General features: G+C 49.2%; 25 protein-coding genes. 11 read left to right on the top strand and 14 right to left on the bottom strand.

Annotated elements, in window-relative coordinates; all coding sequences use genetic code 11:
* The first annotated feature begins 2 nt into the window (after positions 1-2).
* Entirely contained in the window at positions 3-587 is a 585-nt protein-coding gene (locus FHS77_RS12565; protein ID WP_184223900.1) for a dual specificity protein phosphatase family protein, read from the top strand.
* A gap of 45 nt (positions 588-632) precedes the next feature.
* On the opposite strand, the gene FHS77_RS12570 is transcribed toward FHS77_RS12565, so the two are convergent.
* Both FHS77_RS12570 and FHS77_RS12575 read right to left on the bottom strand, forming a co-directional pair.
* Complete coding sequence (locus FHS77_RS12570) at positions 633-2,168, bottom strand: hydantoinase/oxoprolinase N-terminal domain-containing protein (protein WP_184223902.1); 1,536 nt, start codon at positions 2,166-2,168, stop codon at positions 633-635.
* The gene (locus tag FHS77_RS12575; protein ID WP_184223904.1) at positions 2,165-3,244 is read right to left on the bottom strand and encodes an S-methyl thiohydantoin desulfurase family protein; all 1,080 of its coding nucleotides are present in this window, start codon (positions 3,242-3,244) and stop codon (positions 2,165-2,167) included. Before FHS77_RS12575 ends, FHS77_RS12570 begins: the two co-directional genes overlap by 4 nt.
* A 140-nt stretch (positions 3,245-3,384) precedes the next feature.
* On the opposite strand from FHS77_RS12575, the gene FHS77_RS12580 reads away from it, so the two are divergent.
* From FHS77_RS12580 to FHS77_RS12605, 6 genes are all read left to right on the top strand, one after another.
* Positions 3,385-4,332, top strand: coding sequence for an AroM family protein (locus tag FHS77_RS12580; RefSeq protein WP_210307133.1), 948 nt, complete (start codon positions 3,385-3,387; stop codon positions 4,330-4,332).
* 156 nt (positions 4,333-4,488) lie between these two features.
* Positions 4,489-5,181 (top strand): AroM family protein, encoded by a 693-nt coding sequence (locus FHS77_RS12585; RefSeq protein WP_184223906.1) that lies wholly within the window; start codon positions 4,489-4,491, stop codon positions 5,179-5,181.
* Positions 5,182-5,231: 50 nt separating this feature from the next.
* The gene (locus tag FHS77_RS12590; protein WP_184223908.1) at positions 5,232-6,821 is read left to right on the top strand and encodes an ABC transporter substrate-binding protein; all 1,590 of its coding nucleotides are present in this window, start codon (positions 5,232-5,234) and stop codon (positions 6,819-6,821) included.
* A 206-nt stretch (positions 6,822-7,027) separates the two neighbouring features.
* Complete coding sequence (locus tag FHS77_RS12595; protein ID WP_184223977.1) at positions 7,028-8,035, top strand: ABC transporter permease; 1,008 nt, start codon at positions 7,028-7,030, stop codon at positions 8,033-8,035.
* On the top strand, positions 8,035-8,961 hold the full coding sequence (locus FHS77_RS12600; RefSeq protein ID WP_184223910.1) for an ABC transporter permease: 927 nt from the start codon (positions 8,035-8,037) through the stop codon (positions 8,959-8,961). Before FHS77_RS12595 ends, FHS77_RS12600 begins: the two co-directional genes overlap by 1 nt.
* Positions 8,958-10,592 carry a dipeptide ABC transporter ATP-binding protein gene (locus FHS77_RS12605; RefSeq protein ID WP_184223912.1) on the top strand — a complete coding sequence of 545 codons (1,635 nt, stop codon included), beginning with the start codon at positions 8,958-8,960 and terminating at the stop codon, positions 10,590-10,592. Before FHS77_RS12600 ends, FHS77_RS12605 begins: the two co-directional genes overlap by 4 nt.
* Positions 10,593-10,628: 36 nt before the next feature.
* Here FHS77_RS12605 and FHS77_RS12610 read toward each other — a convergent pair whose 3' ends face one another.
* Both FHS77_RS12610 and FHS77_RS12615 read right to left on the bottom strand, forming a co-directional pair.
* Entirely contained in the window at positions 10,629-10,928 is a 300-nt protein-coding gene (locus FHS77_RS12610) for an AzlD family protein (RefSeq protein ID WP_184223914.1), read from the bottom strand.
* The gene (locus tag FHS77_RS12615) at positions 10,925-11,665 is read right to left on the bottom strand and encodes an AzlC family ABC transporter permease (RefSeq protein WP_184223916.1); all 741 of its coding nucleotides are present in this window, start codon (positions 11,663-11,665) and stop codon (positions 10,925-10,927) included. The genes FHS77_RS12610 and FHS77_RS12615 overlap by 4 nt, the downstream gene beginning before the upstream one ends.
* A 137-nt stretch (positions 11,666-11,802) precedes the next feature.
* On the opposite strand from FHS77_RS12615, the gene FHS77_RS12620 reads away from it, so the two are divergent.
* Entirely contained in the window at positions 11,803-12,261 is a 459-nt protein-coding gene (locus FHS77_RS12620) for an Lrp/AsnC family transcriptional regulator (RefSeq protein WP_184223918.1), read from the top strand.
* 125 nt (positions 12,262-12,386) lie between these two features.
* Positions 12,387-12,992, top strand: a complete 606-nt coding sequence (locus FHS77_RS12625; RefSeq protein ID WP_184223920.1) for a hypothetical protein — start codon at positions 12,387-12,389, stop codon at positions 12,990-12,992.
* A gap of 55 nt (positions 12,993-13,047) precedes the next feature.
* Here FHS77_RS12625 and FHS77_RS12630 read toward each other — a convergent pair whose 3' ends face one another.
* The 10 genes from FHS77_RS12630 to FHS77_RS12675 all read right to left on the bottom strand — a co-directional run bounded on the left by FHS77_RS12630 (position 13,048) and on the right by FHS77_RS12675 (position 23,180).
* Positions 13,048-13,899: a substrate-binding periplasmic protein gene (locus FHS77_RS12630; RefSeq protein WP_184223922.1), complete on the bottom strand. Its 852-nt coding sequence runs from the start codon at positions 13,897-13,899 to the stop codon at positions 13,048-13,050.
* A gap of 73 nt (positions 13,900-13,972) precedes the next feature.
* On the bottom strand, positions 13,973-15,730 hold the full coding sequence (locus tag FHS77_RS12635) for a pyrroloquinoline quinone-dependent dehydrogenase (protein WP_246431328.1): 1,758 nt from the start codon (positions 15,728-15,730) through the stop codon (positions 13,973-13,975).
* Positions 15,731-15,783: 53 nt separating this feature from the next.
* Positions 15,784-16,371, bottom strand: coding sequence for a c-type cytochrome (locus FHS77_RS12640; protein ID WP_184223924.1), 588 nt, complete (start codon positions 16,369-16,371; stop codon positions 15,784-15,786).
* A gap of 404 nt (positions 16,372-16,775) precedes the next feature.
* Positions 16,776-17,666: a substrate-binding periplasmic protein gene (locus FHS77_RS12645; RefSeq protein WP_184223926.1), complete on the bottom strand. Its 891-nt coding sequence runs from the start codon at positions 17,664-17,666 to the stop codon at positions 16,776-16,778.
* A 1-nt stretch (position 17,667) separates the two neighbouring features.
* On the bottom strand, positions 17,668-18,480 hold the full coding sequence (locus FHS77_RS12650) for an ABC transporter permease (protein ID WP_184223928.1): 813 nt from the start codon (positions 18,478-18,480) through the stop codon (positions 17,668-17,670).
* A gap of 69 nt (positions 18,481-18,549) precedes the next feature.
* Positions 18,550-19,419, bottom strand: coding sequence for an ABC transporter ATP-binding protein (locus tag FHS77_RS12655; RefSeq protein ID WP_210307134.1), 870 nt, complete (start codon positions 19,417-19,419; stop codon positions 18,550-18,552).
* Between the two features lie 25 nt (positions 19,420-19,444).
* Positions 19,445-20,470 carry an ABC transporter substrate-binding protein gene (locus tag FHS77_RS12660; protein ID WP_210307135.1) on the bottom strand — a complete coding sequence of 342 codons (1,026 nt, stop codon included), beginning with the start codon at positions 20,468-20,470 and terminating at the stop codon, positions 19,445-19,447.
* Between the two features lie 78 nt (positions 20,471-20,548).
* A complete protein-coding gene (locus FHS77_RS12665) occupies positions 20,549-21,289 on the bottom strand; it encodes an ABC transporter permease (protein ID WP_184223930.1) in 741 nt (246 codons plus the stop codon).
* Positions 21,286-22,290, bottom strand: a complete 1,005-nt coding sequence (locus tag FHS77_RS12670; RefSeq protein WP_246431330.1) for an ABC transporter ATP-binding protein — start codon at positions 22,288-22,290, stop codon at positions 21,286-21,288. Before FHS77_RS12670 ends, FHS77_RS12665 begins: the two co-directional genes overlap by 4 nt.
* A 128-nt stretch (positions 22,291-22,418) precedes the next feature.
* Complete coding sequence (locus FHS77_RS12675; protein ID WP_184223932.1) at positions 22,419-23,180, bottom strand: AraC family transcriptional regulator; 762 nt, start codon at positions 23,178-23,180, stop codon at positions 22,419-22,421.
* Positions 23,181-23,284: 104 nt separating this feature from the next.
* Between FHS77_RS12675 and FHS77_RS12680 the strand changes: the two genes are divergently transcribed.
* Together FHS77_RS12680 and FHS77_RS12685 are read left to right on the top strand one after the other, a co-directional pair.
* Complete coding sequence (locus tag FHS77_RS12680; RefSeq protein ID WP_184223934.1) at positions 23,285-24,427, top strand: multidrug effflux MFS transporter; 1,143 nt, start codon at positions 23,285-23,287, stop codon at positions 24,425-24,427.
* A gap of 229 nt (positions 24,428-24,656) precedes the next feature.
* Positions 24,657-26,966, top strand: a complete 2,310-nt coding sequence (locus FHS77_RS12685) for a TonB-dependent hemoglobin/transferrin/lactoferrin family receptor (protein ID WP_184223936.1) — start codon at positions 24,657-24,659, stop codon at positions 26,964-26,966.
* The last annotated feature ends 2 nt before the right edge of the window (positions 26,967-26,968 follow it).

Raw genomic sequence — 26,968 nt, forward strand, 5'->3', positions numbered from 1 at the left:
AAATGCCTGTTACTTTATTGCCACCCGCCGGAATGAGCGAAAAGGAAGAAGACAATTTTTCCATGATCGTACCGGTTTTTGAAAAAACAGGTGCGCAGAATGCAACGCTTTATATCGGCAATCAGGTGACTGCCAATGATGCCGCGCTGCTTTTGCAAGAGAATATCACCTCGACTATGAATGTGGCGGTCAATGTTTATCTGGCACCATTACAACTGGCCGACGGCACCCATATCCGCCGCACACAAGTGGGCTTGATTGATGGTCACGGTAATTCGCTCACCCATCTGCTGGCCGCGGTTTTTGCCCTTGATGGTATTTTAAATCAGGAAAGTCCGGGAAAACCGCACTATCCCGCACATAAATACGGCAATGTGCTGGTGCATTGTCGCGGCGGTCGCTCACGCTCACTCACCGTTCTGGCGATATATCTTTTCTGGCGTCATCGCGATCAGTTTCAAGATGTTGCAACGGCCATCCAGCATATTCGTGACTTGCGCCAGATGGATAACCAATATCCCCTTGCCGGCATGATTAAACTTGCTGAAGAAGCAGGACAGTTTTTGGCAACGCAATTTCCAGCTTAAACAAAAAGCCCCCGCATTAAACGGGGGCTTTTGAATTTCGGCTGATTACAATGTAATATTGCCAACCACTTTAACGCGTACGCGACGGGCATCACCCGGCAGATAAGCAATCGGAATGTCTTCCGTATCAAGCAGATCAATGCTGTCTGGTGCAGCCCCTGCTTCGATCGCACGATCACGCGCCATTTTTTCAGCGGCAGCCAGTGCTTCCTCACGGCTAAGGCCTGAGAAAACCTGATCCACTTCGCCTGAAACCTGCGCCATAGCCGCACCAAGCGCATTGGCAATGCCGGCATGTTCAACATTCAGCACTTCGCTCACACCCTTGATCTTTTCAGGGATCAGGAATGCACCACCACCAACGGCAATAACATTGACGTTTTCGGCAGAGGTTTTCATACGATCGACATTGTCTTCAACCATCGAATTGATGCGCTTCAATGTCGTTTGAACAAAACTCTGATCAAGATGCTTGACGCGGTCACGATCACCAATTTCCACCAGACCAGCAGCAACAGCGATATCGGTAGCTGTCAGCACATCACCACCAAAGACCAAGGCTTTTTCAGTGATACGATAACCGACACTGCGCGGGCCTACCTGACCGGTTTCCGGATTAACAATCGTGCCGCCACCCAAAGCAAATGGCAACAAATCCGGCATACGGAAAAGTGTGCGAACGCCGCCAACTTCCACCACATTATTAGCTTCACGCGGGAAGCCGTTAATCAGGCAGCCAACGTCTGAAGTGGTGCCGCCAACGTCAATCACCATGGCTTCTTTCAAGCCGGTGAGAAATGCCGCACCACGCATGGAGTTTGTCGGGCCGGACGCAAAGCTGTAAACCGGATTGGCAGCTGCCACTTCCGCCAAAACAACGGTGCCGTCATTCTGGGTCAGATAAAATGGTGCCGAAATACCGGCTTCCACCAGGGCTTTGCCAAATGAATCAACCGTGCGCTGGCCAAGGCCCTGCAAAGCCGCATTCAGCAATGTGACGTTTTCACGTTCCAGAAGGCCGATGCGGCCAAGCGTGTTGGAACAGGTGACGCGCACATCAGGGATGATAGAGCGAACGATTTCCGCAGCTTCATCTTCACATTCTGTGGTTAAAGGCGAGAAAAGTGCCGTAATACCAACCGATGTAATACCGGCATCGCGGATTTTTTTCGCAGCTTCGCGAATGGCGTTTTTATCCAGCGGCACGAGCGGACGGCCATCATATTCATGACCACCTTCAACCATGAAGGATAAAGGATCAACTTCATCACGCAGTTCTTCCGGCCAGTCGACCATCGGCGGCAATGAGGCACCCGCAGGCATGGCGATACGAATGGCGGCAACACGCTCCAAACGGCTGCGTTCAACGACCGCATTGGTAAAATGCGTGGTGCCGATCATCACAGCATCAACAGGCTTTGCATCTGCCGGCTGGTCAGCCATCACTTTATTGATTGCATTGACCACACCATGCATCACATCTGCGGTGGTCGGAAATTTGATGGTGGAGATAACTTTATCACCATCGATGAGAACGGCATCCGTATTGGTGCCACCAACGTCAATACCTATACGCTTCATGATCCAAATACCGATTTAAAGTCAATGTCATAGCCAAATGCACGCGGGCCTACATGTTCCAAGCCCTTAGGCGTGCATAAAACAGCCGGTGCAGGCAGCGCAATGGCTGTAACACGCTGGCCATAACGCACTGTTTCTGTACCAATTGCTTCACCCGAAACAGTGTCGAGCAGACAAATCAAATCCGGTGTCATTGCGATTGGCTGATTGTCACGGAAGGCGACCGCCCATTCGTTCTGGAAGCTTAATTCAAAGATGGAGTCTTTGTCATTATCCAGACCTTCAATTTTGGCTGAACCGCGCAAGAAACCACCGGTTGTGGTACGATCCACATCGCAAACCTTGCCCTTAAACAGCAGCTTGCCGCCTTCATGCGCAAGCACTGCCGCCACCGGATCTTCGTGTTTTGCACGCGCTTCTGCCACAACACGTCCCAATGCAACAGCCTTGGTCACAGTGTTGAGCACACCCCAGTCTTTCACTTCACGGCCTGTGCGCGGAGCCTTACAGGTTGCTGATGTCGACCCCACTTCGGTGCAGATTTTACGCGAAATACGTTCCATCCACTTCCATGATGCAGCCTTGGCAACAATCGCTTCATTGTCACGGCAATCAACCAATGTCAGCGGATACATCGACAAATCACCGATGGCAAAACTGGTCATCTGTGCTTCCGGATAGGCGCGTCCCATCGCATCGGCATCCACCACAGGAATGTCGAGATGTGCTGCGGCCAGGAAAGGCGACAAGGCGTTACCGCCACCAATCTCAACGCTCATCACAGCACGAAATTTGCGGCCGGTATAATCTTCCATCAAACGCATGGCGCGTGCCAGATGTGCCGGATCTACCAGACGTTCCTGACCAACCAGAGGCGCACCCATTTTGGAAACAACCGCCACGGCATCATTATCATCAAGAGCTGCCGGATCGATCAGCTTGCAGCGTTTTCCCTCTTTATAAAGCTTTTTGAGGTTAAGCTGTGCCAAATAAGGGCTGCCGCCGCCACCAGTTCCCAAGATCCACGCGCCGGTTGCCAGCGGATCAATTTCTGTTTCGTCAAAATCACGGATCATGCTTCCCTCCGAAAAATATATTTAACACTAGCCTTCGAAGATAATGCGTGCCTATAGGGAACCGCCCCTATAAAGGTGTAGAATTGATCAAGAATCGAGGATGATCCGTAAAGGAATCGGGAGTTTGAGGAGAATATCTGGTGCCATCCGTTAAAAACGGCTCCAAAGAACAGTCGGATAAAATGCTTCGTCGCATCATGTTTGTCACGGTCGGCCAATCGCCGCGTCATGACCTGATCGAAGAAATGATGCAGAACCTTGATGTTCCGTTAGAAACACTGGAAATCGGGGCGCTCGACAATCTGTCAGCCGCAGAAATTGAAGCATTTGCCGTTAAGGATGATGAAGCCAGCATAGTCACACGACTTGCTGACGGTTCCAATATTGTGCTTTCCAAATCCGCAATCAGCGAAAGAATGGCAAAGATCGTCGCTGGTTTTCGCCCAGGTGAATATGATCTGGTTGCGATTTTATCGACCGGCCTTTTCCGCGATTTTGAAAGCAATTGCCCGACTGTTAATTCCCAGCGCGCGATTGAATCGGCAATTATTTCTCTGGCTGCACAGGGCTCGACTGTCGGCATTATTATGCCATTGGAACGCCAGTTGCAGGAGTTCGATATTCCCGCTCTGGTTGACTATAAAATTGTAGCAAGCCATGCACGCGACAATGATCGCGGACAATTGGCAGCAGCGCTTATTGATCTGGCTGAAACTGATATTATTGTTTTAAATTCAGTGGCTTATACAGAAGCTGACCGTGCAGTTGTAGCGCGCGCCAGCGGCAAGCCGGTGATTTTGGCACGCCGCATTGTCTCCAGCGCAATCAGGCTTTTGCTTTATCAAGCACAGACAATTGTATTGCCCGGTGTCACGCCAGAATTTTCAGAAAAGCTTGCCCGTCTGACCCCGCGTGAAAGACAGGTGATGTCACTGGTGGCCGAAGGGCTTTCCAATAAAGCGATTGCTCGCCAATTGGATATCAGCCCGAAGACCGTGGAGATTCACCGTTCCAATGTTTTAAGCAAGATGGAAGTTTCCTCTTCCAATGCACTTATTCGCTTGGTGATCACCTCCGGTCACACTTAAAAAGCTGTGATTTGCATTCAATATGCCATCACAGTGATTCTTTTCATCAAATGGTAGGCGCAATTTTCTGCATAAAAAACGCCATATAGGGGAATAACCCTATAGAGAAATGGTCTTCCCACGCATTACTCTTGCTTATTCTGGGATGAGCAGTGAATGGGTGAGGATAATATGGCGAAAGCTTTTCGCATTGCTTTTGTAACGATCGGGCAGACGCCGCGCATTGATATTGTGCCGGAAATGATGACTGATATTACCGCCGGACTGACAGACACAGAAGTCACCTGTCAGGAATTTGGCGTGCTTGATGGTTTGAGTGATACGGAACTAACCGCTCTTCATGCCCAGGACGGCGAACATTCTTTTGCCACCCGCCTTAAAAGCGGCGATGAAATTGTCACATCCAAAAAACTAACCGAAGAGCGGCTTAACCTGATCCTGCAAACAATCGACAATCAGGGTTTCAACCTTATTGTGCTGCTTTGCACCGGAACACATATCACGCCTTTGAAAAACACCCTCGTTATTGAAGCGCAGCGCATTGTTGATGCCACCGTTAACGCACTTACCGATGATGGAACTTTAGGTGTCATCCTGCCGCTTGAACGCCAGATCAATGATTTTCACGAGCGCCATGTTTTCAAAGGCAAAACTCAACTGGTTGCCGCCTCGCCCTATGCCGGTGGCGACATTGAAAAGAAAGCCGCCGAGCTCAGTGATTGCAGTTTCGTTATCATGCATTGCATGGGCTATTCCGGCGAAATGTTGGAACGCGCCCGCACAACTTGCAAAGCGCCTGTTTTATTATCCCGCCGCATTGTCTCCGGTGTCATCCGCCAGATGATCTGAGCATTGCCTGTTTCGTTGCTTTTAAAATCATGAATTAATGGGGAGTTCTGATGTTAGGAAATCTGATCCGATACACGGTTTTTGCGGGGCTTTTAGCCTCTACCGCCATGCTGTCACCGGCAGGCGCTTTTGAACGTACCGAAGATGGCAACATCATCGTTTTTACCGGCCGGCAGGCTATTCCGGTGCTTGATCCGCATGTGCGCTATGACTGGTCAACCCGCATGGTGCAGCAGGGATTCTACGATGCGCTTTTAAAATATGAAGGCGATCCGGCTGAGATTAAACCATGGCTCGCCAAAAGCTGGGATGTCAGCGAAGACGGCAAAACATGGACATTCCATCTCGCCGATAATGCAAAATTCCACAATGGCGATCCGGTTGACGCGGAAGCCGTGCGCTATTCATTCGAGCGCGGCTTAAAACTCAACAAAGGCATCGCATGGATGCTGAAAGACTTTCTGAAGCCGGAAGGCATCACTGTCGTTGATGCCCATACGGTGAAATTTGAACTTGATGCGCCTTATGCGCCGTTCATTTCCTTTCTGCCATGGTGGTATATTGTCAATCCAAATCAGGTTAAAGCCAATGAAGTGGATGGCGATTACGGCCAGAAATGGCTGACCGATAATGAAGCCGGTTCCGGCCCCTTCACGATGGATCGCTGGGAGCCGAATGTTCTTTATTCATTGAAGGCGAACGCCGATTACTGGCGTGGCTGGCCGCAAGGTGAAAACCGTCCTGCCGGTGTGATCTACAAGATCATCCGTGAGCCTGCCGCACAAAAAGCAGCATTGCAGCGTGGTGAAGTGGACATTGCTGAAGGCCTGACCTCCGACGATTATGTTCAGATGGCGCGTATTCCGAATATTACTATTCAGAACCACAAAGGCATGACCACTTTCGGCATCAAGTTTAACACGCAGAAAGGCCCGACTGCCGATATCAACCTGCGTAAGGCCATTGCTTATGCGATGGATTATGATGCACTGGTGCAAATTTATAACGGCGATGCCTCGCTTGAAACCAGCCCGCTGCCGGATGCCATGCAAGGCCATATCGCAGTCGAAGCCATGCCGCGCCATGACATAGCAAAGGCCAAAGAATATCTGGCAAAATCCGCCTATCCGGATGGTGGCATCACCCTGCCTTATGTGCATGTGGCCGGTCTTGAAGAAGCCCGCCGCATTGGCTTGGTCTTGATGGAAAACCTCAAGGAGCTCAACATCAATGTTGAGATCCAGCCGGAACAATGGCCAAATATGGTGGCCAATGGTGCAAAGGTAGAAACAGCGCCGGCAATGACCTCTGTTTACACGACACCAATTTCCACCGACCCGGATGCCGTTGCCTATCAGTATCATCCAAATAGCTGGGGTCAGTATTACGCGATGTCATTCTATGACAATCCGGATGTGGCTAAGAAGATTGATCAGGCTCGTGCCAGCACCAGCTGGGATGAACGCGCCAAGCTTTATGCTGAAGTGCAAACCCAGATCGTAGCAGATCAGCCGGAAGTGTTCGGCATGCTGCAAAACCGCCGTTGGGCACATCAAAGCTATTTGCAGGACTTCAAGTTTAGCCCTGTGCATTTTACCGGTGAAGTTGACCTTTATCCTTTGTGGATCAAAGAACAATAAAACCGGTCAAAGCTGATGCATCAAGACTGTAACCGCCCCCATCGGTCATAGTCGCATCAGAATATTTCATGGTGAGGCAAGCTGAATGCCTCACCATGAAAACAAATAAAAACAATATGTTAAGTCAAAGATCGTGTGTGACTTTACTGCACGCGCTCGACGGTATCGACAGTTTACTGTTTATTGCCGGTCAACCGGGAAATGCCATGTTATCATTTACCTTACGAAAAATAATGACACTGATATTCACGATGATAGGTGTGGCGGCGCTCACTTTTGTCATCACGAATATTGCCCCCGGTGATCCTGCACGCCTTGTTGCCGGCCCCAATGCCACGGAAGATATGGTGGAAACCATCCGGGTGGAATACGGCCTTGATAAACCGGTGACCGAGCAATTTGTCGTCTATATGGGCGGTTTGTTGAAGGGTGATCTCGGTCAGTCTATTGTCACAACCCGTCCGGTTATGGATGAATTGCTGCGCTATGCACCGGCCACTTTAGAACTTGTTCTTGTAGCGATGATGTTGGGTGTGCTGATCGGCGTGCCATTTGGAATTTTATCCGCCGTTTATAAGGACGGACCGCTCGACCATATCACCCGTATTTTTTCCATTTCCGGTGTGGCGCTGCCTGCCTTCTGGTTTGGTATTTTGTTGCAGCTTCTCTTTGCTGTTGATTTAGGCTGGTTGCCGGTTTCAGGCCAATTGCCACTCGTCACCCGCCCGCCTGAAGCAATTACCGGCATGTTGCTGGTCGATAGTTTGCTGGCCGGACAATTTTCAACATTTGGTGTGGCGCTCAAGCATATTTTGCTGCCTGCCTTTGTGTTGTCCTTCCCGTGTCTTGCCTCGATCCTGCGTGTCAATCGCGCAGAAATGGTGGAAGTGCTGCAATCGGATTATATTGTTGCTGCGCGCGCACATGGCATTTCATCAAAACGCATCATCGCTATCTACGCGCTTAAAAACGCACTCCTGCCAACCCTTGCCATGATCGGTTTGCGCTTTGGCTGGATGCTCGGCTCTACCGTTCTGGTTGAAACCGTTTTCGACTGGCCGGGCATTGGTCTTTATGCGGTTTCTTCCGCTCTCGCATCGGATTTCAAGCCGGTTGTCGGCGTCACCCTGATTATCGCTTTCTTCTTCGTAGTAGCGAACACCTTAGTTGATCTGGCTTACGCATGGATCGATCCACGTTTGAGGAAAGCATGATGAATACCCCATCTGTAAACACCGAACATCAGAGACAAGATAAACTGAGCTTCCGCGAGAAATACGCCAGTCAGATCCGCCAATGGCGTCTCTATGCGCATATGTTCCGCTCCAGCTTTTCCTCCATGCTTGGTTTGGCTTTAGTGCTGCTATTTTTGTTTTTAGCAGCTTTTGGCCAGTGGCTGGTTCCTTATCCTGAAGATGCCGCCGGTGCGGTACATATGAGCCAGCGCCTGCTACCACCAAGTGCTGAACACTGGTTTGGCACCGACGAAATGGGCGCAGATATTTTCTCGCGCGTTATCATCGGCGCACGCACAAGCCTTTGGATCGGCATTGTTATCACCGGCCTTGGCGCACTGATCGGCATCCCGCTTGGTATCATCGCAGGCTATAAAGGCGGCTTGGTGCGCGCTGTCATCATGCGCGTGACTGAACTTTTTCTTGCTGTTCCGGGCTTGGCCTTAGCCTTGGCGATTGTTGCAGCCCTAGGTGCAAGCCTCACCAATTGCCTGATTGCCTTGGCGATTGTCTGGTGGCCCGGTTATGTGCGTTTAGTGGAAGCCAAGACGCTTTCTGTCAAAGAAGAATTATTTGTAGAATCCGCCCGCTCAATCGGTGCGAAAACCCCATGGATTTTATGGCACCATATTTTGCCCAATTGCCTTTCACCGATCATTGTCAAAATGAGCATGGATATGGGCATGGCGATTTTGTCTGCCGCTGGTTTGGGCTTTATCGGCCTTGGCGCACGTCCGCCATCACCGGAATGGGGCGCAATGATTTCCATCGCCCGAAGCTATATGCCGGATTGGTGGTGGTATTCTTTCTTCCCTGGTGCCGCCATTTTCCTGACCGTGCTGGGCTTCAATCTGCTGGGCGATGGCCTGCGTGATATTCTCGACCCGCGGAGCCGCGAAAGATGAGTGAATTATTGTTAAAAATTCAGGACTTCAGCCTGAACATCGGAACCTTTGACGGCTCGCTGCCAATTCTCAAAAATATCAATCTGGATGTTTATCGCGGCGACACGCTTGGTATTGTTGGCGAAAGCGGCTCGGGTAAAACCGTGCTGATGCGCACGGTTTTAGGTATCGGGCCAAAGCGCTCCGAGGTCAAAAACGGCTCGATGCATTTCGATAATATTGATCTGATCGGTCTGGATAATAAGGGCTGGCGCAAAATTCGCGGCACCCGCATTTCCATGATCTTTCAGGATCCGATGACCTATCTTAATCCGCTTTTCACCGTTGGCCAGCAAATCAGCGATGTGATGAAGGCGCATGAAAAAGCGGCTGGCGGCGTACAATCCGGCAAACAGCAGCGCAAAGACACAACACTTGAACTGCTCGGACAGGTTGGCATTCCTGAACCTGAACGCGTCTTTAACAGCTATCCGCATCAGCTCTCCGGTGGTATGCGCCAGCGCATTCTGATTGCGATGGCACTTTGCGGCAAGCCGGACCTGCTAATTGCCGATGAACCAACCACCGCACTTGATGTAACTGTTCAGGCTCAAGTGTTGGATCTCATCAATGAGCTGGTTAAAAAGCTTAATCTCACCGTTATTATGATCAGCCATGATATGGGGGCCATTGCCACTGTCGCGAAACGCTGCGCAGTCATGTATAAGGGAGAAATTGTTGAGCAGGGTTTGACGAATGACATCCTGACCAACCCGCAAAATGACTATACCAAGCGTTTGCTGGCAGCGATGCCGGATATCAACAATCCGATTGCGACGACGGAAACCACCACGGAAACAGGTGAAAAGCCACTCCTGCAAGTCAGTGATCTCAAGAAGATTTATAAGCTCAAAGATGGTGGTGAGTTTGCCGCCGTTGGCGGCGTGAATATTCACGCCAATAAAGGTGAAATCGTTGGCATTGTCGGCGAATCCGGCTCTGGTAAATCAACCCTCGCCCGCCTTATCTTGCGCCTTGTTGAACCAACATCAGGTGACGTGCTTTTTGATGATAAAAACATCTGTCAGCTCAGCCAGGAAGATATGCGGCTGATGCGGCGCCATATGCAGCTTGTGTTTCAAAATCCGCATTCAGCGCTTAATGGCCGTCACAATATTGCCGATGCGATTGGTGAGCCATTGCGTCTGCAATCAAAGCTAAAACGCCACGAAATTGAAGCGCAAGTCGATAAATTACTCGACATTGTGCAACTACCGCGCAATTTTAAATATCGCTATCCGCATGAATTATCCGGCGGTCAAAAGCAGCGTATTTGCATTGCCCGTGCAGTGGCGCTTAACCCGAAATTACTTATCCTTGATGAGCCGACATCAGCACTTGATGTTTCGGTGCAAGCGCAAGTGCTGGATTTTTTGCAAGAGCTACGCCGTGATCTTGATCTGACTTATCTCTTTATTTCACATGATCTGGCGGTGATTAAAGAGATTTGCAATCGCGTGATTGTCATGCGCCGCGGCCTCATTGTTGAGCAAGGCACGGTTGAAGATATCTTCAGCAATCCGCAGCAGCAATATACCCGCGATTTGATTGAAAGCGGACGCAAAACATCGCGCGCGGCACTGGGTATGTAAGATTTTAAGGGCACGAATTAAGTGCCCTTAAAATTATCAGCCAATCAATGCGCGGCAGATACCAGCAGAAGCAATACCAATGACAACAGTTGGTAACATCGAAAAACGCGTTGCAGCAAAAATAGTAATCGCCAAAGTTAAGAGATCAGCCGGATTATTAGAGACAAAATCCGGCGCGATCACTGAAATCAGCACACAACCAGGTGCCGCTTCCATCACCGCAGTTGCGCGTTTGCTCAAAACACGGTTACGCAGCAACACATAGCCACCAATACGGGTCAGATAGGTTACGCCTGCCATCAATAAAATGGTGACGGCAACAATCGGATCAATCATTCTTTTTCTGCCAGAAAATAAGCTGCCACCAAGCCGGAAACCGCACCAGCTGCCACATACCATGCGCCTGGCACAGTCAGATAAAATGTTGCTGCAACAACAAGGCTGACAAGCCAAGGACGTGCAGCTGCAAAACCTTTCCACATACCGGCAAGCAGCACCAGAAAGACGGCCGGAAACGCCATATCAAGGCCATAGACCCGTAAGTCACCCATCATCGGGCCAAAGCCTGCGCCAAGCAGTGTAAACAACACCCACATAATATATAGCGGCAGTGCGACACCTAAATAAAACGGCATACTAAAAGCTGTCATAAAGCCTTGCGATTTGCGCTTTCTTGCATCATCCAGTCCCAGCGCCCAGCTTTCATCACACATCAAGAATAATGCTGCTAATGCTTTTCGTTTCGGCAAATGCTTGATAAATGGCGCTAAGGCTGCGCCCATCAGCAAATGCCGGCTGTTGACCAGAAAAGTAATGGAAACAATCAGCAGAATATGAGGCGGCGATGTCCAAAGCTGAATGGCCGCAAATTCCGAACCACCAGCAAAGTTAAGCCCTGTCATCATTGGTACTTCAGCAAGGGTCAAACCCTTTTGCGCTGCTTGTGCCCCCAGCACCAAAGCATAAGGAACGATACCAAGGAGCACCGGAATACCGGTTATCATGCCGCGCCAAAATTCTGAACGCCAAGCCGCTTTGGTATCTGACGGCATATAGGTCTGCGAAATATCCATGCTACACTATCTGAATGAATGAAGTTTTGTAGCAAGATAATTCATTATCAGAGCAATTTCATGGCTATTATTGACTTTAAACCTTTCATTATGGCATAAACTGTCAATTATTATTTTATAATTGGAATTTTAAGCCAATGCGTCTGGATGAGACCGACAAGAAGATTCTCCGTGTGCTGCAAAGAGATGGCCGCATCGCGAATAATGATTTGGCGCGCGAAGTGGGTTTGTCACCTTCGCCTTGTTTGCGCCGTGTTAAATTATTGGAAGAAGCAGGCGTCATTGATCGGTATGTAGCGGTTCTTAATCCGGCTAAGGTCAATAAAGGATTGACCTTTTTCACCCGCATCAAGCTCGATAAGCAGGATGAAAAAAGCCTGAAACATTTTGCGGAAGAGATTAAAAAATTACCGCAAGTGCAGGAATGTTATTTTATGCTTGGTGATTATGACGTCATCATTCGGGTCGTTGCGGCTGATCTTGAAGACTATAGACGCTTTCAATCGGAATCTCTCAGCCAGATTGAAGGGGTGCAGAACCTTAAAACCGACGTATTGAGCCAAACGGTCAAGCAAAGTTTTGTCGTACCGGTGTAAGAAACAGCATCTGCCAGGCGCGTATTATTTCAAAAACTTATAGCGCCATGCTATAGCTACAGAATTAAAATCAGAGCTGCAATAAGATGCTTTGCAGTGCAGTTTAAAAATTCAGGTGAATTTAAGTGAATATTCTCAATGAATTGACCGTCCATCAATTCGTAACCCGTCTTCTTATGATGCTTGTCGTCACTGCGTTTTATGGCGCATGGATCTCCCTGCTGGCGACGTGGCTGGATGACAAACGTCCGCAACGTGAGGGACATTTGTCACTCAATCCGGCCGCCAATATTTCCTATGGCGGACTAGCGATGGCGGTTTTATTCAGCCATGGCTGGATCAGGCCAATCCGATTGAGCGCAGCGTCTAAAGCATCACAAATGCTGCGCATTTTGCTTATCATTCTGATCGGCAGCGCAGTCGCACTGATTACCATACCAATACTTGATATTCTGCGCCCCTATATTCATCAGGCGCTGTCCCGCACAAGTGGTTATTATGTGCTTTATAGTGTGCAGGTTATTCAGGAACAAATGCTGGGACTGGTTTTGATCAGCCTTGTTCCTCTTCCGGGCTTTTTAGCTGGCAATCTATGGCGCATTATCCTGCCCAAAAGCGACTCGAAACTGATCAAATTCGAACCGCTCTGCTTAAGCTTGATGATTATCATCCTCATTCTTGGCTGGTTTCCTGATACCAGTCAGTTATTGAAAATGCTGCACTTGATCTAAACGAAAACAGCTCCCGTTAAGGGAGCTGTTTTTATAAAAATAATAAAATAATCAATCAGTTGCTGTCGCCCGCAACACCTTCATAACCGTATTTTTCCATGATTTTTGCAATCGTACCATCAGCGGCCAATGCATCAATTGCCTGATCAATTTCAGTTCTTAAAAAACTATCACGAACATCAACCAATGCACCAACCTTGGTATAGGTAACCGGCAAAGGCTTTGTATCGACCAGTCGCAAACTGTCTGCTTCGGGATTATTCTTTTTAAGCTGTGCATAAACAGGCTGCCAAAGTAAAATTCCGCCCAAGCTGCTATCCACGACGCGCTTGACCATCAAATCCATATCCGCATAAGGCAAACGTACCCAACGCGACTGTTTAGGTTGCTGCTGCGACCAGGTGATATAAACCAGCTCGCCGATGCTTTGCATCGCGGTACCAAGTTTACGGTCGAATGGAATATCAGCAAGACTGTTCCAGTCAGGTTCAGTTACAGCCATCACATATGGTAATGAAACATATGGGCGTGTCATAGCAGCCCATTCAGGAAAGGCAGACTCTTCCTGGACAGACAATCCCATCATAACGTCACAATCATTAGTCATGGCAATCTGCAATTCTTGCAAGAAGCCATCACCACTTAATGGAAAACCACCAAAACCTTCTTTGAAGTCAATTTTCAAAAAAAGTGCATCACCAATCGCCTGCGCAATGTCGCGATCAAAGTCACGTAATCGACTGTTCACATCATTACAAAATGTCAGACTATCGCCTTTCTGACGGCGGCTGTTTTTCAGCAGCTCTTCAGGAACACCCGAAGTCTGAGCCAAAACCGGTAAGGTCAAAGTTGATAAAAGACCAAGGCTGCATAAGCCGCGACCCAGTGTTTTAAGAAATCGGCGCATATTTCAATCCTGTTTGACCTTGTAAAAAAGAAAAGGGCCGAAGCCCTTTTCTCAGTCTCAAATCGATTACCGATTACTTAGCTGCTGGCAGCTTGTAAACGAAGATCGAGTTACCGGCACCTGATGGCAGCGGAACTTCCGGGAATGCTGAAGAAATCGAGCTTGCAGCGTTCGAGTAACCGGTTGGAACAACCAGATACTGTTCACCGTCGAGTTCGTAAGTCACAGGCGAACCACCGATTGGGGCGTTCAGGCGCTGTTCCCAAACAACTTCACCAGTTACCTGATCCCAGGCCTTAACGAAGCGAGCTGCGTCACCACCGAATACCAGACCACCACCGGTTGCCAGAACCGAAGAAGTCATTGAAGGACGGCTACGGAACTGCCACTTGGATTCACCCTGTGTAGGGTTGATATCCAAAGCCTGCATCAAGCCGGCTTCTTTGATGCCTTCCGGCAATACGCGAGGGCCGAACTTAACCGAACCAACCGCGTTACCAGCTGTAAACTCGGACTGGGTCGGAGTTACAGTGTTACAAGCTTCGGTCAGCGGAACGAAGAAAGACTTGGTCAGCGGGCTGTATGCGCCGGCCTGCCACAATTTACCACCGGATACGGAGGAGCAGATCATTGCACCTTCGCCAACAGCACTTGGGATCAGGCTTTCATTCAGCTTGATTTTACCGTCTTTGTCGATGGATTCCACAACGTTCTGAACGATGGTTTCTTTTGACCAAAGGTATTTACCAGTGTCACGATCCAGAGCAAAAGCGATACCATTTTTACCTGGGATCGAAATCATCAGGTGATGCATTTTGCCGTCGATTTCCTGGTCAACCAGAACGCGTTCGAACGGGCTGTCCAAGTCCCAGTTATCACGTGGCAAGTGCGAGAAGTACCACTTCAGCTCACCGGTGTCGACATCGAGAGCAACTGTCGAGTTGGTGTAAAGCACATCGCCATCACCTGAACCACGGATCAGCTCAGCATATGGACCAGGCATACCAACGCCCCAGAAGGTCATGTTGGTGCGCGGATCATAAGAACCGGTTGCCCAAGGTGTACCACCCCAGCGGTTTTCTGCAGGAACATCGCCCCAGCTCTTCTGCTGTTCCGGGTTGTTTGGATCATCAATGGTGTTGAAGCGCCACAGTTCTTCACCTGTGTTCAGGTCATGAGCCATGATGTAGCAACCGCCAGCGGTACCGGCAATCGAGCAACCGGAAATTGCGCTGATGATCTTGTCTTTAACAATCAACGGTCCGACGGTGTAGGAGTAACCCTTCATCACGTCCAGAACTTCTTTTTCCCAGACAACTTTACCGTCTGCTGCGTTCAGCACAACGATTTTCGCATCAGGAGTGGTCAAAACGACCTTGTCGCCGGTCAGAGCAATAGAGTTTTTCTGACGACGAGCCTGGTTAGCCTGATAGCTCCATGCCTGTGGAATTTCGGTTGCAACGTGGCGGTACTGCCAGATCAGATCACCGGTTTTAGCATCGAGTGCTTCAACAACAGCGTTGCTGGTCTGCAGGAACATGATACCGTCGTGGATGAGCGGAACAGTTTCCTGAATACCGGCTTCAGCCATTGGCCAGGCCCAAGCAAGCTGCAGATCCTTGACAGTATCTTTGTTGATTTTGTCAAGCGGGCTGTAGCCGTGGTTGTCATAGGTACCGCGCCACTGCAGCCATTCTTCAGCTGGCGGGTTGAGCAGCATTTCATCGGTGACTGGCTTATAAGGACGTGCGTCCTGTGCAATTGCCGCACCGGTAATTGCCATCAAAATGGTACCGGCAGCAAGAAGCGAGGTTCTCAGGTTGATTTTCAAAGGAATTCTCCTGTCAGGATAAATTACGGTAAAAGAAGCTTGAAACCGGAAACTTAGTTAGCGGTTGGAAGCTCCTTGCCCCATGTAAATGCTTGCGGCACGGAAGAACCGGCAGGCACAGCCTTTGCAACCGGCTCAGGTCCACCTGGAAGCTGTTTGCCCCAAGTATATGCCTGCGGAACATTCGTGTCGGCAACAGGGCCTGCATCAGCAACAGCATTGGCCGCAGGGCCAGCCGCTGTTTCATCTACAAGGCTGATGGCTGCCAGCTTATCTTCATCGTTAACCATCGGCTCATCACCTGGCTGTGCGCCATTGTAAGACATGATGTAGGAAACGATGTTCAGGTAAGCTTCATCACCAAGCTTGCCCGGCGCCACAGGAGGCATCGCGACAGAGATGAAGTCAAAAAGACCACCGGCTGTATCCCAGTTGGCCATGATATCCTTACCGACCAGCCCCGGAGCATCCGGACCTTCCAGCTTAAAGCCATGACATTGTGCGCAGTTCGCGTCATAGTCTTTCTTACCGGCGGTTGCTTGCTCTGCCGTAAAACCAGCCGCTGAGGCCGGAGCTATGGCGGCAAGACCAAAACCGACAGCCAAAGCTGCGGAAATGCCGACTATTTTTTGTCTTATCAAAATACCCTCCCGCACCTAAGTGCATTCAGCGATATATCTCTTGAACAACAGGTGTTATCCGCCACTCAACTTGAATATCAGATGATCAGGTAATTACCTTTCATATCCGATATGTTTCTTCCATTTGAGAATACATCATCCATCAAGGCATTCGCGCCTGCCGGATATCTGTATTCTTAAAATCTCGATAAAGTTGGAAATTTCAACCTTGAAATTTCCGGCCTCATCGAGCAAGCTTATTTTATAACGACAACAATATTTTTACAAATATTGCTTTCGCCTGATATTAGCTCTTTGCGGAGTCACAGATTACATCGCTCAACGCTCTGCGTTTTTCTCCGCCACTTGCTTACTGAAGTCCCCCGACTGATCTATTTATAAAACTAAAGTTCTATACAATACACTTAATTATCGCAAATAATACTGCCACCCATATAAAATTCACGCAATTCTGCTATTTTTCCGTCCTTATCCAATTGCTGCAACGCTTTTTCAACAGCTCTCTTCAAAGTTACGTCACCTTTCCACAAACTCAGCGCCATAGAGTAGGTTTCACCGACGCCAGAGTTGCTCGTTTGCCCATCTGTTTTCTCGGTTTCACTTGAGAAAACCCATGAGGCTTTAACATTTGTTTCAGTGCCCTTAGCCTTCAACAATGAACAAGCAGTGAAGTTTTCGGCTACAAGTCCTTGCACATTTCCATTAGCAATAGCTGTAAAAACTTGTTGCGCAACCTGTATTTCACCTGCCTTCATCGAAATCGACTGAGCATTCAGCCCTTGATTGCGCAACCAACCCGACAATTCAAGTCGATTCAGCCCAGTATTCCCAGGAATAACAAAAATTTGATCGCCTTTTTGTGGGATATGTCCATCCGGTGACAAAAGCATCCAGCCCAGCTGGATGTCGGTTGGAATCGTCTGCATAAAATTACGCATCCGCACCGTATCAGCCACTCCGCCCGCCAGCATGTCGCATTGGCCGCGTGATAACATCCAGTTGCGCGGGTTGAAGTCGCGACCTATCGATTCCATTTTGTTGACCGCTAGCCGCACACCGATCTTATCAGCAACGGCTTGCACCAGCTCAATATCATAGCCCGGATGTTGCGGGTCAGCCGTGACAAAAGGCGGATAACCAGCCGGTACGCATAATTTCAAAGCGCCGCGATCTTTAATCTGCGACAGCGATGTGTCTGCCGGCAAAAAGCTCACCGCCATAAGTAACACAAAAATCGTGCCCAAATTGATAACTGTACTGCGCCAATGCTTCCAGCGATTTGGTTTCTTTGCCATTTTACGCCCGCCGGAAATCTAATAATGCAAGGGTAAAGAAGACAATCGCCATACCACCAATAATTACCGGCCCGAGCCAAGGGGTGAACTGGTTGAAATCAATCAGCACACCACGCAGCGCATCCACCACATAAGTGATCGGATTAGCGCGCACCACCATCACCAGCCATTCCGGATACAGGCTCACGGCCTGCGTGCGACTTAAAGACGGATCAAGCGGGAAGATTGAAGATGATGTGAAGTAAAGTGGCAGGATGATCGTGTTGGAAAAGACACCAAAGCCCTCAAAGCTACGCACACGAGCCGCTAAAAGCACACCAAAACAGGTGAGAGCGAAAGAAGTAAAGAACATCAGCAAAATGGCGATGAAAACCTGATCATAAGAAAGGTTCACATCAGCAAAACGGGCTAATATCAGCACCAGAATACCGTGTCCGGTTGCAACTGTGCTGCCACCCAGCACTTTGCCGAGCAGGATCAGCCAACGTGGCATCGGCGAAACCAGCACTTCACGTAAAAAACCAAACTCACGATCCCAAATGACTGAAACCGCGAACTGGATCGAGGTATACATAATATTGAGAACAATGACCGCCGGAAACAGAAACTGCAAATAGGTGTAAGGCACAACATAGCGCACCTCGCCATAAATTTCGCCGCGGAAATAAGGGTTTAGCCCGATACCCAGCACTAAAAGCCATATGATCGGGCGTGAAACACCACCCACCATCTGGCCGCGATCGCGTGTTGCGCGCATCACTTCGCGCAGCCAAATGCCGTAAACGCCGCGCATCAAAGGCAGTATCTGTTTCATCTTAAATCCGTTCCATGCCTGACAAAGCGCTGGTTATTCTCAACAGCGCTGCCTGATATTTTAAAATTTCTACCATGATGCAATGCTTTCATTGCCACGGCCATAAAAGTCTGATTGCGGATCAGACAATACCATCTCACGTAAACTTGCCCATAAATGCTGTCGCAATCGGGTAAATTCCGGCACATCGCGCGGATCGTTCGTAAAACGCGGACGCTCAAATGGCACGTTAATAATTTCATGGATACGGCCCGGACGCGGTGCCATCAGCACAATTCTGTCACCCATAATCAACGCTTCATCAACGCTATGCGTAACAAAAAATAATGTCGCTTTTGCCGGATGCGCTCCATCACTGCCTGTTGCCGGCTGCTTTTCCGTCAGTTGCAATGTTTCAGCCTGCATCAGCTCGCGCGATTGCGCATCAAGGCTTGCAAACGGCTCATCCATCAGCAACAAATCGGGCTCAACCACCAGCGCGCGCGCCAAGGCTACACGCTGGCACATGCCCCCCGATAATTGCGCCGGATAATAATCCGCAAACCTTGTCAGCCCCACCTGATGCAATGCCTTGTTAACAGGCGCCGCGCGCTCAGCGGCAGATAGATGCGGCAATGCAAAAGCAATATTCTCGCGCACGGTCTTCCATGGCAACAAGCGAAAAGACTGGAACATCATCGCACTGCCAACACCGGCTTGGGGTGCCGTACCATTAACCAATATTGAGCCTTGGTCAGGTTTAATCAATCCTGCGATAAGCCGTAAAAGTGTAGTTTTTCCGCAGCCGGAAGGCCCCAAAAAAACAATCGTCTCACCCCGCCGCACGCTCAGATTAATATCTTGCAATACCGGCATAACACCGCCTTCATGCGTTTTCTTTTTGTCAGAAAACGCATGCGACAATGCCTCTATGACGATATGGGGCGGGGTTAACAGCATAGCTTAGCCAGATATCCGTTATGCCTTATCGGGAAACCGTATCAAGACCTTCATAAGTACCAATTCTTTTCAGCACTGCGTCAACGGGAGCAAAATCAACCCATTCTTTCAGCTCAACCTGACGCAGGCCTTCAAACTCCTTGGTCTGATAAAGCCAGTTCTGGGTAAACTCCAATTCAGACTTCTGAATACCACCATTTACCGTCCAGCTTTTAGCAAAAGCTTTTGAAAGCTCGTCCAGGCTCTCCGGCTTCACATCAGGACGGGCTTCCTTCATGACAGTCGCCCAGCTTTCAGGCTTTTCAGCAAAATCACGTGCAGCAAGTGTTAAAGCTTCGATGACTCTTTCAACGTCACTTTTCCGCTTTTCCAAAGTCTCAACTGTCACAGCATTGACCTTGCTGGTAACAGGTGCTGCCGCAAAATAATCATCAACACTAACCAAAACCGGCAGGGTTTCATGCCCCGGCAATGCCAACAGCGCACCGATCGACATGGTGGTGGCATCAATCTGACCAGCTTTCAGTGCCTGCGCACGGATATTTGGCTGACCAAGCGCTACCCAGCTTAATTTTTCAGTATCAACGCCTTTTCCGCTCAAAACTTTGGTGCTGAGCGAATGATCAAGACTGCCGATGCGGCCGATACCAAAGCTTTTACCATTGATATCCTCAATGGATTTTACACCTTCTTTGGCCGCGATCAGATAAGGCAGTGCCTTGTTCGGTGATGTCACCGCACGCAAATTAGTCGTGCCGCGCGCTACCAGTTGCACCAATGCTTCGGTGGCAATATTGGCCATTTCCCCTTCATTGGACTGCAATGCGGCCAATGCCATCGGGGTTTGCTGTACGCGGATCAATTCCACATCCACACCGGCACGCTCAAAATAGCCACCTTTAAGCGCCAGATCGACAACCGAATTAGGCACCAGCGGAGTTTCCATATCGGTGATAATCATACGAAACGGTTCAGCCAATGCCTGCATATGCGAGCCAGCCACAGCAATTGCGGCCAAAGCCGTCATACCAACAAATTTACCAAAGCGCATGAAAATGCTCCATCTACCTGATTGAACTGTCTGCCCGTTTTCAAATGAAAACAAAGGCTCCATTGTCAAAATTATTGATCATCGCGACACCTGCCAGCGTGTCATACGCTGCTCCAGCAGGCGCAAACCTTCATTGACCACCACGCCCAAAAGCGCGAGGATAATCACCACCACAAAATATTCAGCCATGCGGAAGCTGCTGCCATAAATATTCAGCAAACCACCGAGGCCGGAAACAGCCGTATAAAGCTCGGCAACAATTGTATTGATCAGCCCCAGCGTGGCACTCAGACGAAGCCCCGCCAGAATAAACGGCATCGCACCCGGGATAATAATATGGCGCACAATCCGCGCCTGCCCTGCACCGGTGGAGCGCGCCATTTCAATCAGATTTTCATCCGCCTGCTGCACGCCTTTATAGGTGTTGATGATAACCGGCATCACCGCGCCCAAAAAAACGATGAACACTTTTGCCGAGACACCCAAGCCCAGCAGCACAATAATCATCGGCACGAAAGCTACACGCGGTGTTGCCGCCAGTGCATAAACATAGACATCAACCGCACGCCCGAAGGTGCGGATGCTGCCCATTAAGCCACCAATAAAAATGCCCGCCAAAGCTGCTATTAAAGTACCGCTGAAATAAACCCGCATGCTTTCCAGCAATGCAGTCCATAAGCGTTTTTCCGCCAGCATTTGTTGGCCAGCCAGCAATGTTTCATAAGGCGAGGCAAACAAGCCCTGCGGCACTTTGAGGGAAATCACCCACCAAACTGCTAGAAACAAAACAAAGAAGCCAAGGCGTAAGCTTAAAATCATCGGCGCCCTGCTCGTCTGCCAGCCTGCTGCTCGGAGATGCGCACACCTGAAGCCTTGTCACGCAATTCGCGCCCCGTTAATGACAGGAAAACACTTTCCAATGACGGGGCATCAAGGCGTGCTTCTTCAATCTGATCGCTGCATTCCTCAAGAAATGTGTTCAGTTCTGCCGTATCAGGAATTTCAATAGCATAACGATTATGCGTCAGCGCCTGAACATTGGTAAAGCGCGATTTGATCTCAGCCACGACATCACTATTGAGCGGTGTTACATGCAGCCAGCTTTTACCATATTGATTTTTCAAGCTTTCCGGTGTGCCTTCAGCCAAAATGCGTCCATGATCAATAATGCAGATCTGATCGGCACTTTCCACTTCTTCAATATAATGCGTGGTGGTCAGAACAGTCAGACCTTCATTGATCTGCATATCCTGCAAATAACGCCAGATGCGCTGGCGTGTTTGTGCATCCAAACCAACGGTCGGCTCATCCAACAGCAAAATGGCAGGCTTGTGCATCAGGGCGCGGGCAATTTCCAAGCGGCGGCGCATACCACCGGAAAATTCGCGCACAATCTTCTCACGAAACTCGCTCAGTTCCACCAGTTCCAGCACCGCATCCATGGCTTCGCGGCGCTCTTTCTTGCTCATACCATAGACAAGCCCGTGAAACTCAAGGTTTTCATCAGCGCTCAAACGGTCATCAAGGCTGGAAGTTTGAAACACCACCCCGATAGAGCGGCGGGCTTTAACTGATTGCCTGACCACATCCGCGCCATCCATCAGCGCTGAACCCTGATCAAACTTCATCAAGGTGCAAAGAATGTTCAAAAGCGTGGTTTTACCAGCGCCATTTGGCCCCAAAAGCGCAAAGCTTGAGCCTTTTTTGACCTGCAAATTAATATTATCGAGAACTTTCTTTTCACCATAACTATGCGAGAGATTACGGATCTCAATCGCCAGTTCTGCTGCCTGTTGTGATGCATTCATATCACTTGTCATTGAAGCCACAACAGCTCTCCTTATTCTCACATACGGTGACCTGACTGATAAACCAGCCAGTCGGCGCTTGCTACGCTTTATGTCCACGCTTATCAAGAGGATGATAAAAACGTGACCACTATCAACACTTAAAAACGCATAAAAACCCGTGGCGTATAGCCTGTCATCTTCTTGAAAAATGCAATAAAAGCACTGTCACTGGCAAATTCGAGTTCAAACGCTACTGTTGTGATCGATTGTCCTGCTGCCAGCCTCTCAATTGCTTTCAGTAAACGCCATTGCTGACGCCACTGCTGATAAGTCATACCTGTTTCTTTACGAAAAATCCGCAAAATTGTTTTCTCGCTTGCACCTGCTTTTTGTGCCAGTTCATGTAAAGGCGGCGGCAGCTCATCCGTATCCAGCCCGCTCAAGCGCCAATCAGATGGCAAAGGCAAAAGCAATGGTTCACGTTGCGCAACCGCAGCCTCATCAAGACAAACCGCCAGAATATTGGCTTTAGCCCCCTTGCTCCAATCTGTGTCAAAATCTGCAACCGCAATTCGCTCTAAAGCAGCGCGTAAAAGAGGCGTCACCGTCATCACCTCCACTTGCATCGGCAGGTTGGAATGTAGTGACACATCAATATAAACCGAGCGATAATCAACCGCTTCCGTCATAATTGCACGATGAGGCGTACAAGGAGGTATCCACGCCAGTCGTGTCGGCGGCAAAAGGCATAAGCGATCGTTCAACCGAATAGTGATGCAGCCGCCTTGCGTGAATAAAAACTGCCCCATTTTATGCTGGTGCCAGCCGGAATCGTGCATGCCCATATCGGCAGCAATACCGATAAGCTCATTATCGATACTATCAGCATCAAACAGATCCTGCTGTTTCAGCCATGCCATAATTGTCTCATTTTTGATATTAATAATCTTTATAGATATAACACGACTTGTTCATTTCAGCCATAGCCATGCCAACACTTAAAAAACAAACAGGCATGATTGATATGAAACGTAATCTTACTATTCCGCTTGCGACAGGTTTGATGATGTTCCCGCAAATTGCAGAAACCATCTATAGCCCCGCCTTGCCGCAAATTGCACAAAGCTTTGCTGTCTCGCCAGAACATGCAGGCCAGACGCTTTCTTTTTACTTTTTAGCCTTTGCCATCGGCGTGGTGGTATGGGGACGCTTATGCGACAAGCTTGGCCGCAGACCAACCATGCTGATCGGGCTTTTTCTCTATATGGTAGCTTCTCTTATCGCATTGATAAGCCCAAATTTTGAAATGCTGATGCTTGCACGCATGCTGGCAGCCTTTGGTGCGGCGGTTGGCTCGGTGGGCACACAAACCATGATGCGCGATATGTTTGACGGCAAAAAGCTGGCACAGGTCTTTTCCATCATGGGCATAGCGCTAGCGGTCAGCCCAGCTATCGGCATGATGGCGGGCTCTCTGCTGACAAGCCATTTTGGCTACCAAGGCATGTTCGCAGGGCTTGCCGCTTTAGCGGTGCTTTTGCTGTTGTGGTCAGCCATCCAATTGCCCGAAACACAAACAACTCGCAGCACACCGGCACCATTCGTCGAGACACTGCTGATCATGCTGCGCGACAGCTCCATCTGGCGCACCGCTTGCCTCGTGGCACTGTTTAATCTGGCTTTGTTTGGCTATTATCAGTTGGCGCCCTTTGATTTTGAGCGCCTTAATCTGACAGCAGAAATGTTCGGCTATAGCGGTTTATTGTTAGCATTCGGCGTATTGCTTGGCTCACTCCTCAACCAGTGTCTGCTAAAGCGTAATTGGTCTTGTGAAAAATTAGTCATACTGGCCGCAAGTCTGATGCTTATCGGCGGTGCGTTGACCGCACTTTTGCAAGCAAGCTGGCTGTTTGTCTTGCCAGTCATCTTAGTTGTATTGGCTTATGGCATTGCTATTCCCAACATTCTGGCCAAAGCGCTCGTCTCTTATGCTGATCGCAGCGGCACAGCAGGGGCTGTATTGGGGCTCTTTTATTATCTGTTGCTTGGTAGCGGCCTTATCTTCGCTGGCTGGTGGCAGCAATTGGGAGCACTGCTTCTCATCTGTGGTATCCTTGCGCTGCCACTTGCTCTCGCTTCACAAAAGGTTGCGGTCAGTAAAGAATAAATCGCAATATAATTTAAAATAAACAATTACCCCGCCATAAAGCGGGGCTTTTATCATTAAAAATCAAACATTTTTAAGCATGGTTAAATCATATGCACAGCCCGTAATCTTTTCAGCAATCAGGCTTGCAATAGCGTAACTTTAATAATATTGACTAATTAACTCAAGTTTTAGCCAGCAAGCCAAAAAAGCCAGCCAGCGATAATTCCCAACTCATAACGAGGGTATCATGCTGGCAAATTTATTGACTGACTTTTCGTTTCATCGCCATTCATTACGTGCGCTTTCCACCTCAGTAGCACTTCTCGCCTGCACGACAATACAAGCCCAGTCACAACAGGCACAAACAACCGGCACCCCATCCCCCGCTGCGAGTGAGCAAAAAGCTGAAGACGCACAAGCGCTCAAATTAAAAATGATCACCGTTTCCTCTGAGCGCACCACCAAAAATGTGCTGGATGTGCCAATGTCGATCAATGTGATTGACCGCGATGCTCTTGAGCGCCATCAAGTGCGCGATATTCAGGACTTGGTGCGCTATGAGCCCGGCGTTAATGTTGATCGCCAAACTTCCATGGCCAATCCGTTTGCGCAGCTTACTGGCTTTAATATTCGAGGTGTCGGCGGCAACCGCGTGCAGATGCTGGTGGATGGTGCCCGTGTTCAAGAGCGCGTCACTGATGGCAGCCGTGATTTTGTTGACCCGTTCAATATGAAATCGGTTGAGATCACCCGCGGCCCCAATTCCGTGCTTTGGGGTGCTGATGCGCTTGGCGGCGTGGTCTTTTTCCGCACCCTTGATCCCGATGATCTGCTTGACGGCAGCAAACCATGGGCGATTGAAAGCAAGCTTGCCTATGACAGCTTTGATAAATCCTTTCGCAAGCAGATTACAGGCGCTGCTGAGGCAGATGATTTTAAAATACTCGGGAGTTTCGGCCATGTCGGAGCCTCAGAGCCCAGAATGACCAAAGCCCGTGCCGATGGTGGCATATGGGGTTGTCCGCGCGGTGCCATCTGGCCATGCAATAAAACCATGCCGATGGATGTCAGCGCCTATAACGGACTGATGAAACTGCAATGGGATCCGGGCGCCGATCATCAGGTTAAGCTCACCGCAGAATGGTTTGAGCGCAGAACAGATATTGATCAGAAATATGATTCAAGTGCCAGCAAATATCAAAATGAAAGCTATGACCGTTCGTTGAAAATGCAACGCTCCCGCTTTGCTTTGGAGCATCGCTGGTCAACGCCTGCCGAATGGCTCGACGAGGTCAAATGGAGCCTTTCTTATTCTCCGCAAAAACGTGACACTTTCGGCGATCAGATCCGCAACTATAACACGCAAACACCTGCCAAGCGCGAACGCTACGAAACAATCCGCAATTATAGCGAGAAATTTTTGCAAGGTGATGTACAGCTCACCTCGTCTTTCGATCTTGGCCAAAGCCATCACAAGCTCATATACGGTTTTGCCGGCGACTATACCAAAACCGATTATGATGGCACCAATATCACCACTAGTCTTAATGACGGCAGTGTCAAAACCCAGCATGGCAAAGGCTTCAGCTTCCCGCGTGTCGATACGGTTCGCGCGGACATTTATCTGCAAGATGAAATCAAGCTGCTGAATGACCGGCTTACCATCACGCCGGGTTTGCGGCTTGCCACATATTCGATCGATCCGACCAAAGATGATGAGCATGTGCCGGTTACTGGCTTTAGTCCGGAGAAAATCAACAAAACCCGCCTGATTAAACGCCTTGGTGCCACTTACAAGCTTGACGATAATTATTCTGTCTTCGGCTCTTATGGTGAGGCCTTTAAGATGCCAACATCGTCACAGTTATTTTCGGCAACGGAATCCACATTCTTTAAAATCATTCCTAATCCCAATCTGAAACCGGAGTCGGTACAAAGCTATGAAGCCGGTATCCGCGGCGAATTTGACCGCGGCTATTTCAGCCTTTCAGGCTTCTATTCAGACTATGATGATTTTATTCAGGTCTGGCAGCTCGTTCCTGGCACGGCCAACACACTGACCTCTTATAACTATTCCAGTGTTAAAGTCTGGGGCATAGAACTGGGTGGTGAATATGAGATTTATAATAATCTCTACGCCCATGGTTCCCTCTCTTATATGCGTGGCGATCAACGCTCGACACCGGATGCAGATAGGACACCTTTTGATGGTGCTACACCACTGACCACCGTATTGGGTCTGCGCTATTTCATGCCGGATTGGAACCTGGAAACCGAATTTGTCGGAACCTTTGCCAAAGGCCCAAGCCGCCGCGCAAATCCAAACGCCTATAAACCATCCGGTTATGCTGTTTTTGATGCCTATGCGCGTTGGAAGCCAACAAAGAGTATCGACATCAATTTTGGCGTCGAGAACATTTTTGACAAGCGCTACTTCCCGAATACGCTGACTAATTACGCAAACACAGCACCTTCAAACGTAGCCAATGCCAATCCGCTGGAGTTGCAAACAGCCGCCGGACGCACTTTCAAACTTGGCGCAACCATGCGTTTCTAAAA

The sequence above is a fragment of the Paenochrobactrum gallinarii genome, from assembly GCF_014205685.1.
Taxonomy (GTDB): Bacteria; Pseudomonadota; Alphaproteobacteria; order Rhizobiales; family Rhizobiaceae; genus Paenochrobactrum; species Paenochrobactrum gallinarii.

What these genes read in the sequence shown, in the direction of transcription:
- FHS77_RS12565 (WP_184223900.1), top strand. Translation starts at nt 3, where the DNA reads ATGCCTGTTACTTTATTGCCACCCGCCGGAATGAGCGAAAAGGAAGAA.
- FHS77_RS12570 (WP_184223902.1), bottom strand. Translation starts at nt 2,168, where the DNA reads ATGAAGCGTATAGGTATTGACGTTGGTGGCACCAATACGGATGCCGTT.
- FHS77_RS12575 (WP_184223904.1), bottom strand. Translation starts at nt 3,244, where the DNA reads ATGATCCGTGATTTTGACGAAACAGAAATTGATCCGCTGGCAACCGGC.
- FHS77_RS12585 (WP_184223906.1), top strand. Translation starts at nt 4,489, where the DNA reads ATGGGTGAGGATAATATGGCGAAAGCTTTTCGCATTGCTTTTGTAACG.
- FHS77_RS12590 (WP_184223908.1), top strand. Translation starts at nt 5,232, where the DNA reads ATGTTAGGAAATCTGATCCGATACACGGTTTTTGCGGGGCTTTTAGCC.
- FHS77_RS12595 (WP_184223977.1), top strand. Translation starts at nt 7,028, where the DNA reads ATGTTATCATTTACCTTACGAAAAATAATGACACTGATATTCACGATG.
- FHS77_RS12600 (WP_184223910.1), top strand. Translation starts at nt 8,035, where the DNA reads ATGAATACCCCATCTGTAAACACCGAACATCAGAGACAAGATAAACTG.
- FHS77_RS12605 (WP_184223912.1), top strand. Translation starts at nt 8,958, where the DNA reads ATGAGTGAATTATTGTTAAAAATTCAGGACTTCAGCCTGAACATCGGA.
- FHS77_RS12610 (WP_184223914.1), bottom strand. Translation starts at nt 10,928, where the DNA reads ATGATTGATCCGATTGTTGCCGTCACCATTTTATTGATGGCAGGCGTA.
- FHS77_RS12615 (WP_184223916.1), bottom strand. Translation starts at nt 11,665, where the DNA reads ATGGATATTTCGCAGACCTATATGCCGTCAGATACCAAAGCGGCTTGG.
- FHS77_RS12620 (WP_184223918.1), top strand. Translation starts at nt 11,803, where the DNA reads ATGCGTCTGGATGAGACCGACAAGAAGATTCTCCGTGTGCTGCAAAGA.
- FHS77_RS12630 (WP_184223922.1), bottom strand. Translation starts at nt 13,899, where the DNA reads ATGCGCCGATTTCTTAAAACACTGGGTCGCGGCTTATGCAGCCTTGGT.
- FHS77_RS12645 (WP_184223926.1), bottom strand. Translation starts at nt 17,666, where the DNA reads ATGGCAAAGAAACCAAATCGCTGGAAGCATTGGCGCAGTACAGTTATC.
- FHS77_RS12650 (WP_184223928.1), bottom strand. Translation starts at nt 18,480, where the DNA reads ATGAAACAGATACTGCCTTTGATGCGCGGCGTTTACGGCATTTGGCTG.
- FHS77_RS12655 (WP_210307134.1), bottom strand. Translation starts at nt 19,419, where the DNA reads ATGCTGTTAACCCCGCCCCATATCGTCATAGAGGCATTGTCGCATGCG.
- FHS77_RS12660 (WP_210307135.1), bottom strand. Translation starts at nt 20,470, where the DNA reads ATGCGCTTTGGTAAATTTGTTGGTATGACGGCTTTGGCCGCAATTGCT.
- FHS77_RS12665 (WP_184223930.1), bottom strand. Translation starts at nt 21,289, where the DNA reads ATGATTTTAAGCTTACGCCTTGGCTTCTTTGTTTTGTTTCTAGCAGTT.
- FHS77_RS12670 (WP_246431330.1), bottom strand. Translation starts at nt 22,290, where the DNA reads ATGACAAGTGATATGAATGCATCACAACAGGCAGCAGAACTGGCGATT.
- FHS77_RS12675 (WP_184223932.1), bottom strand. Translation starts at nt 23,180, where the DNA reads ATGGCATGGCTGAAACAGCAGGATCTGTTTGATGCTGATAGTATCGAT.
- FHS77_RS12680 (WP_184223934.1), top strand. Translation starts at nt 23,285, where the DNA reads ATGAAACGTAATCTTACTATTCCGCTTGCGACAGGTTTGATGATGTTC.
- FHS77_RS12685 (WP_184223936.1), top strand. Translation starts at nt 24,657, where the DNA reads ATGCTGGCAAATTTATTGACTGACTTTTCGTTTCATCGCCATTCATTA.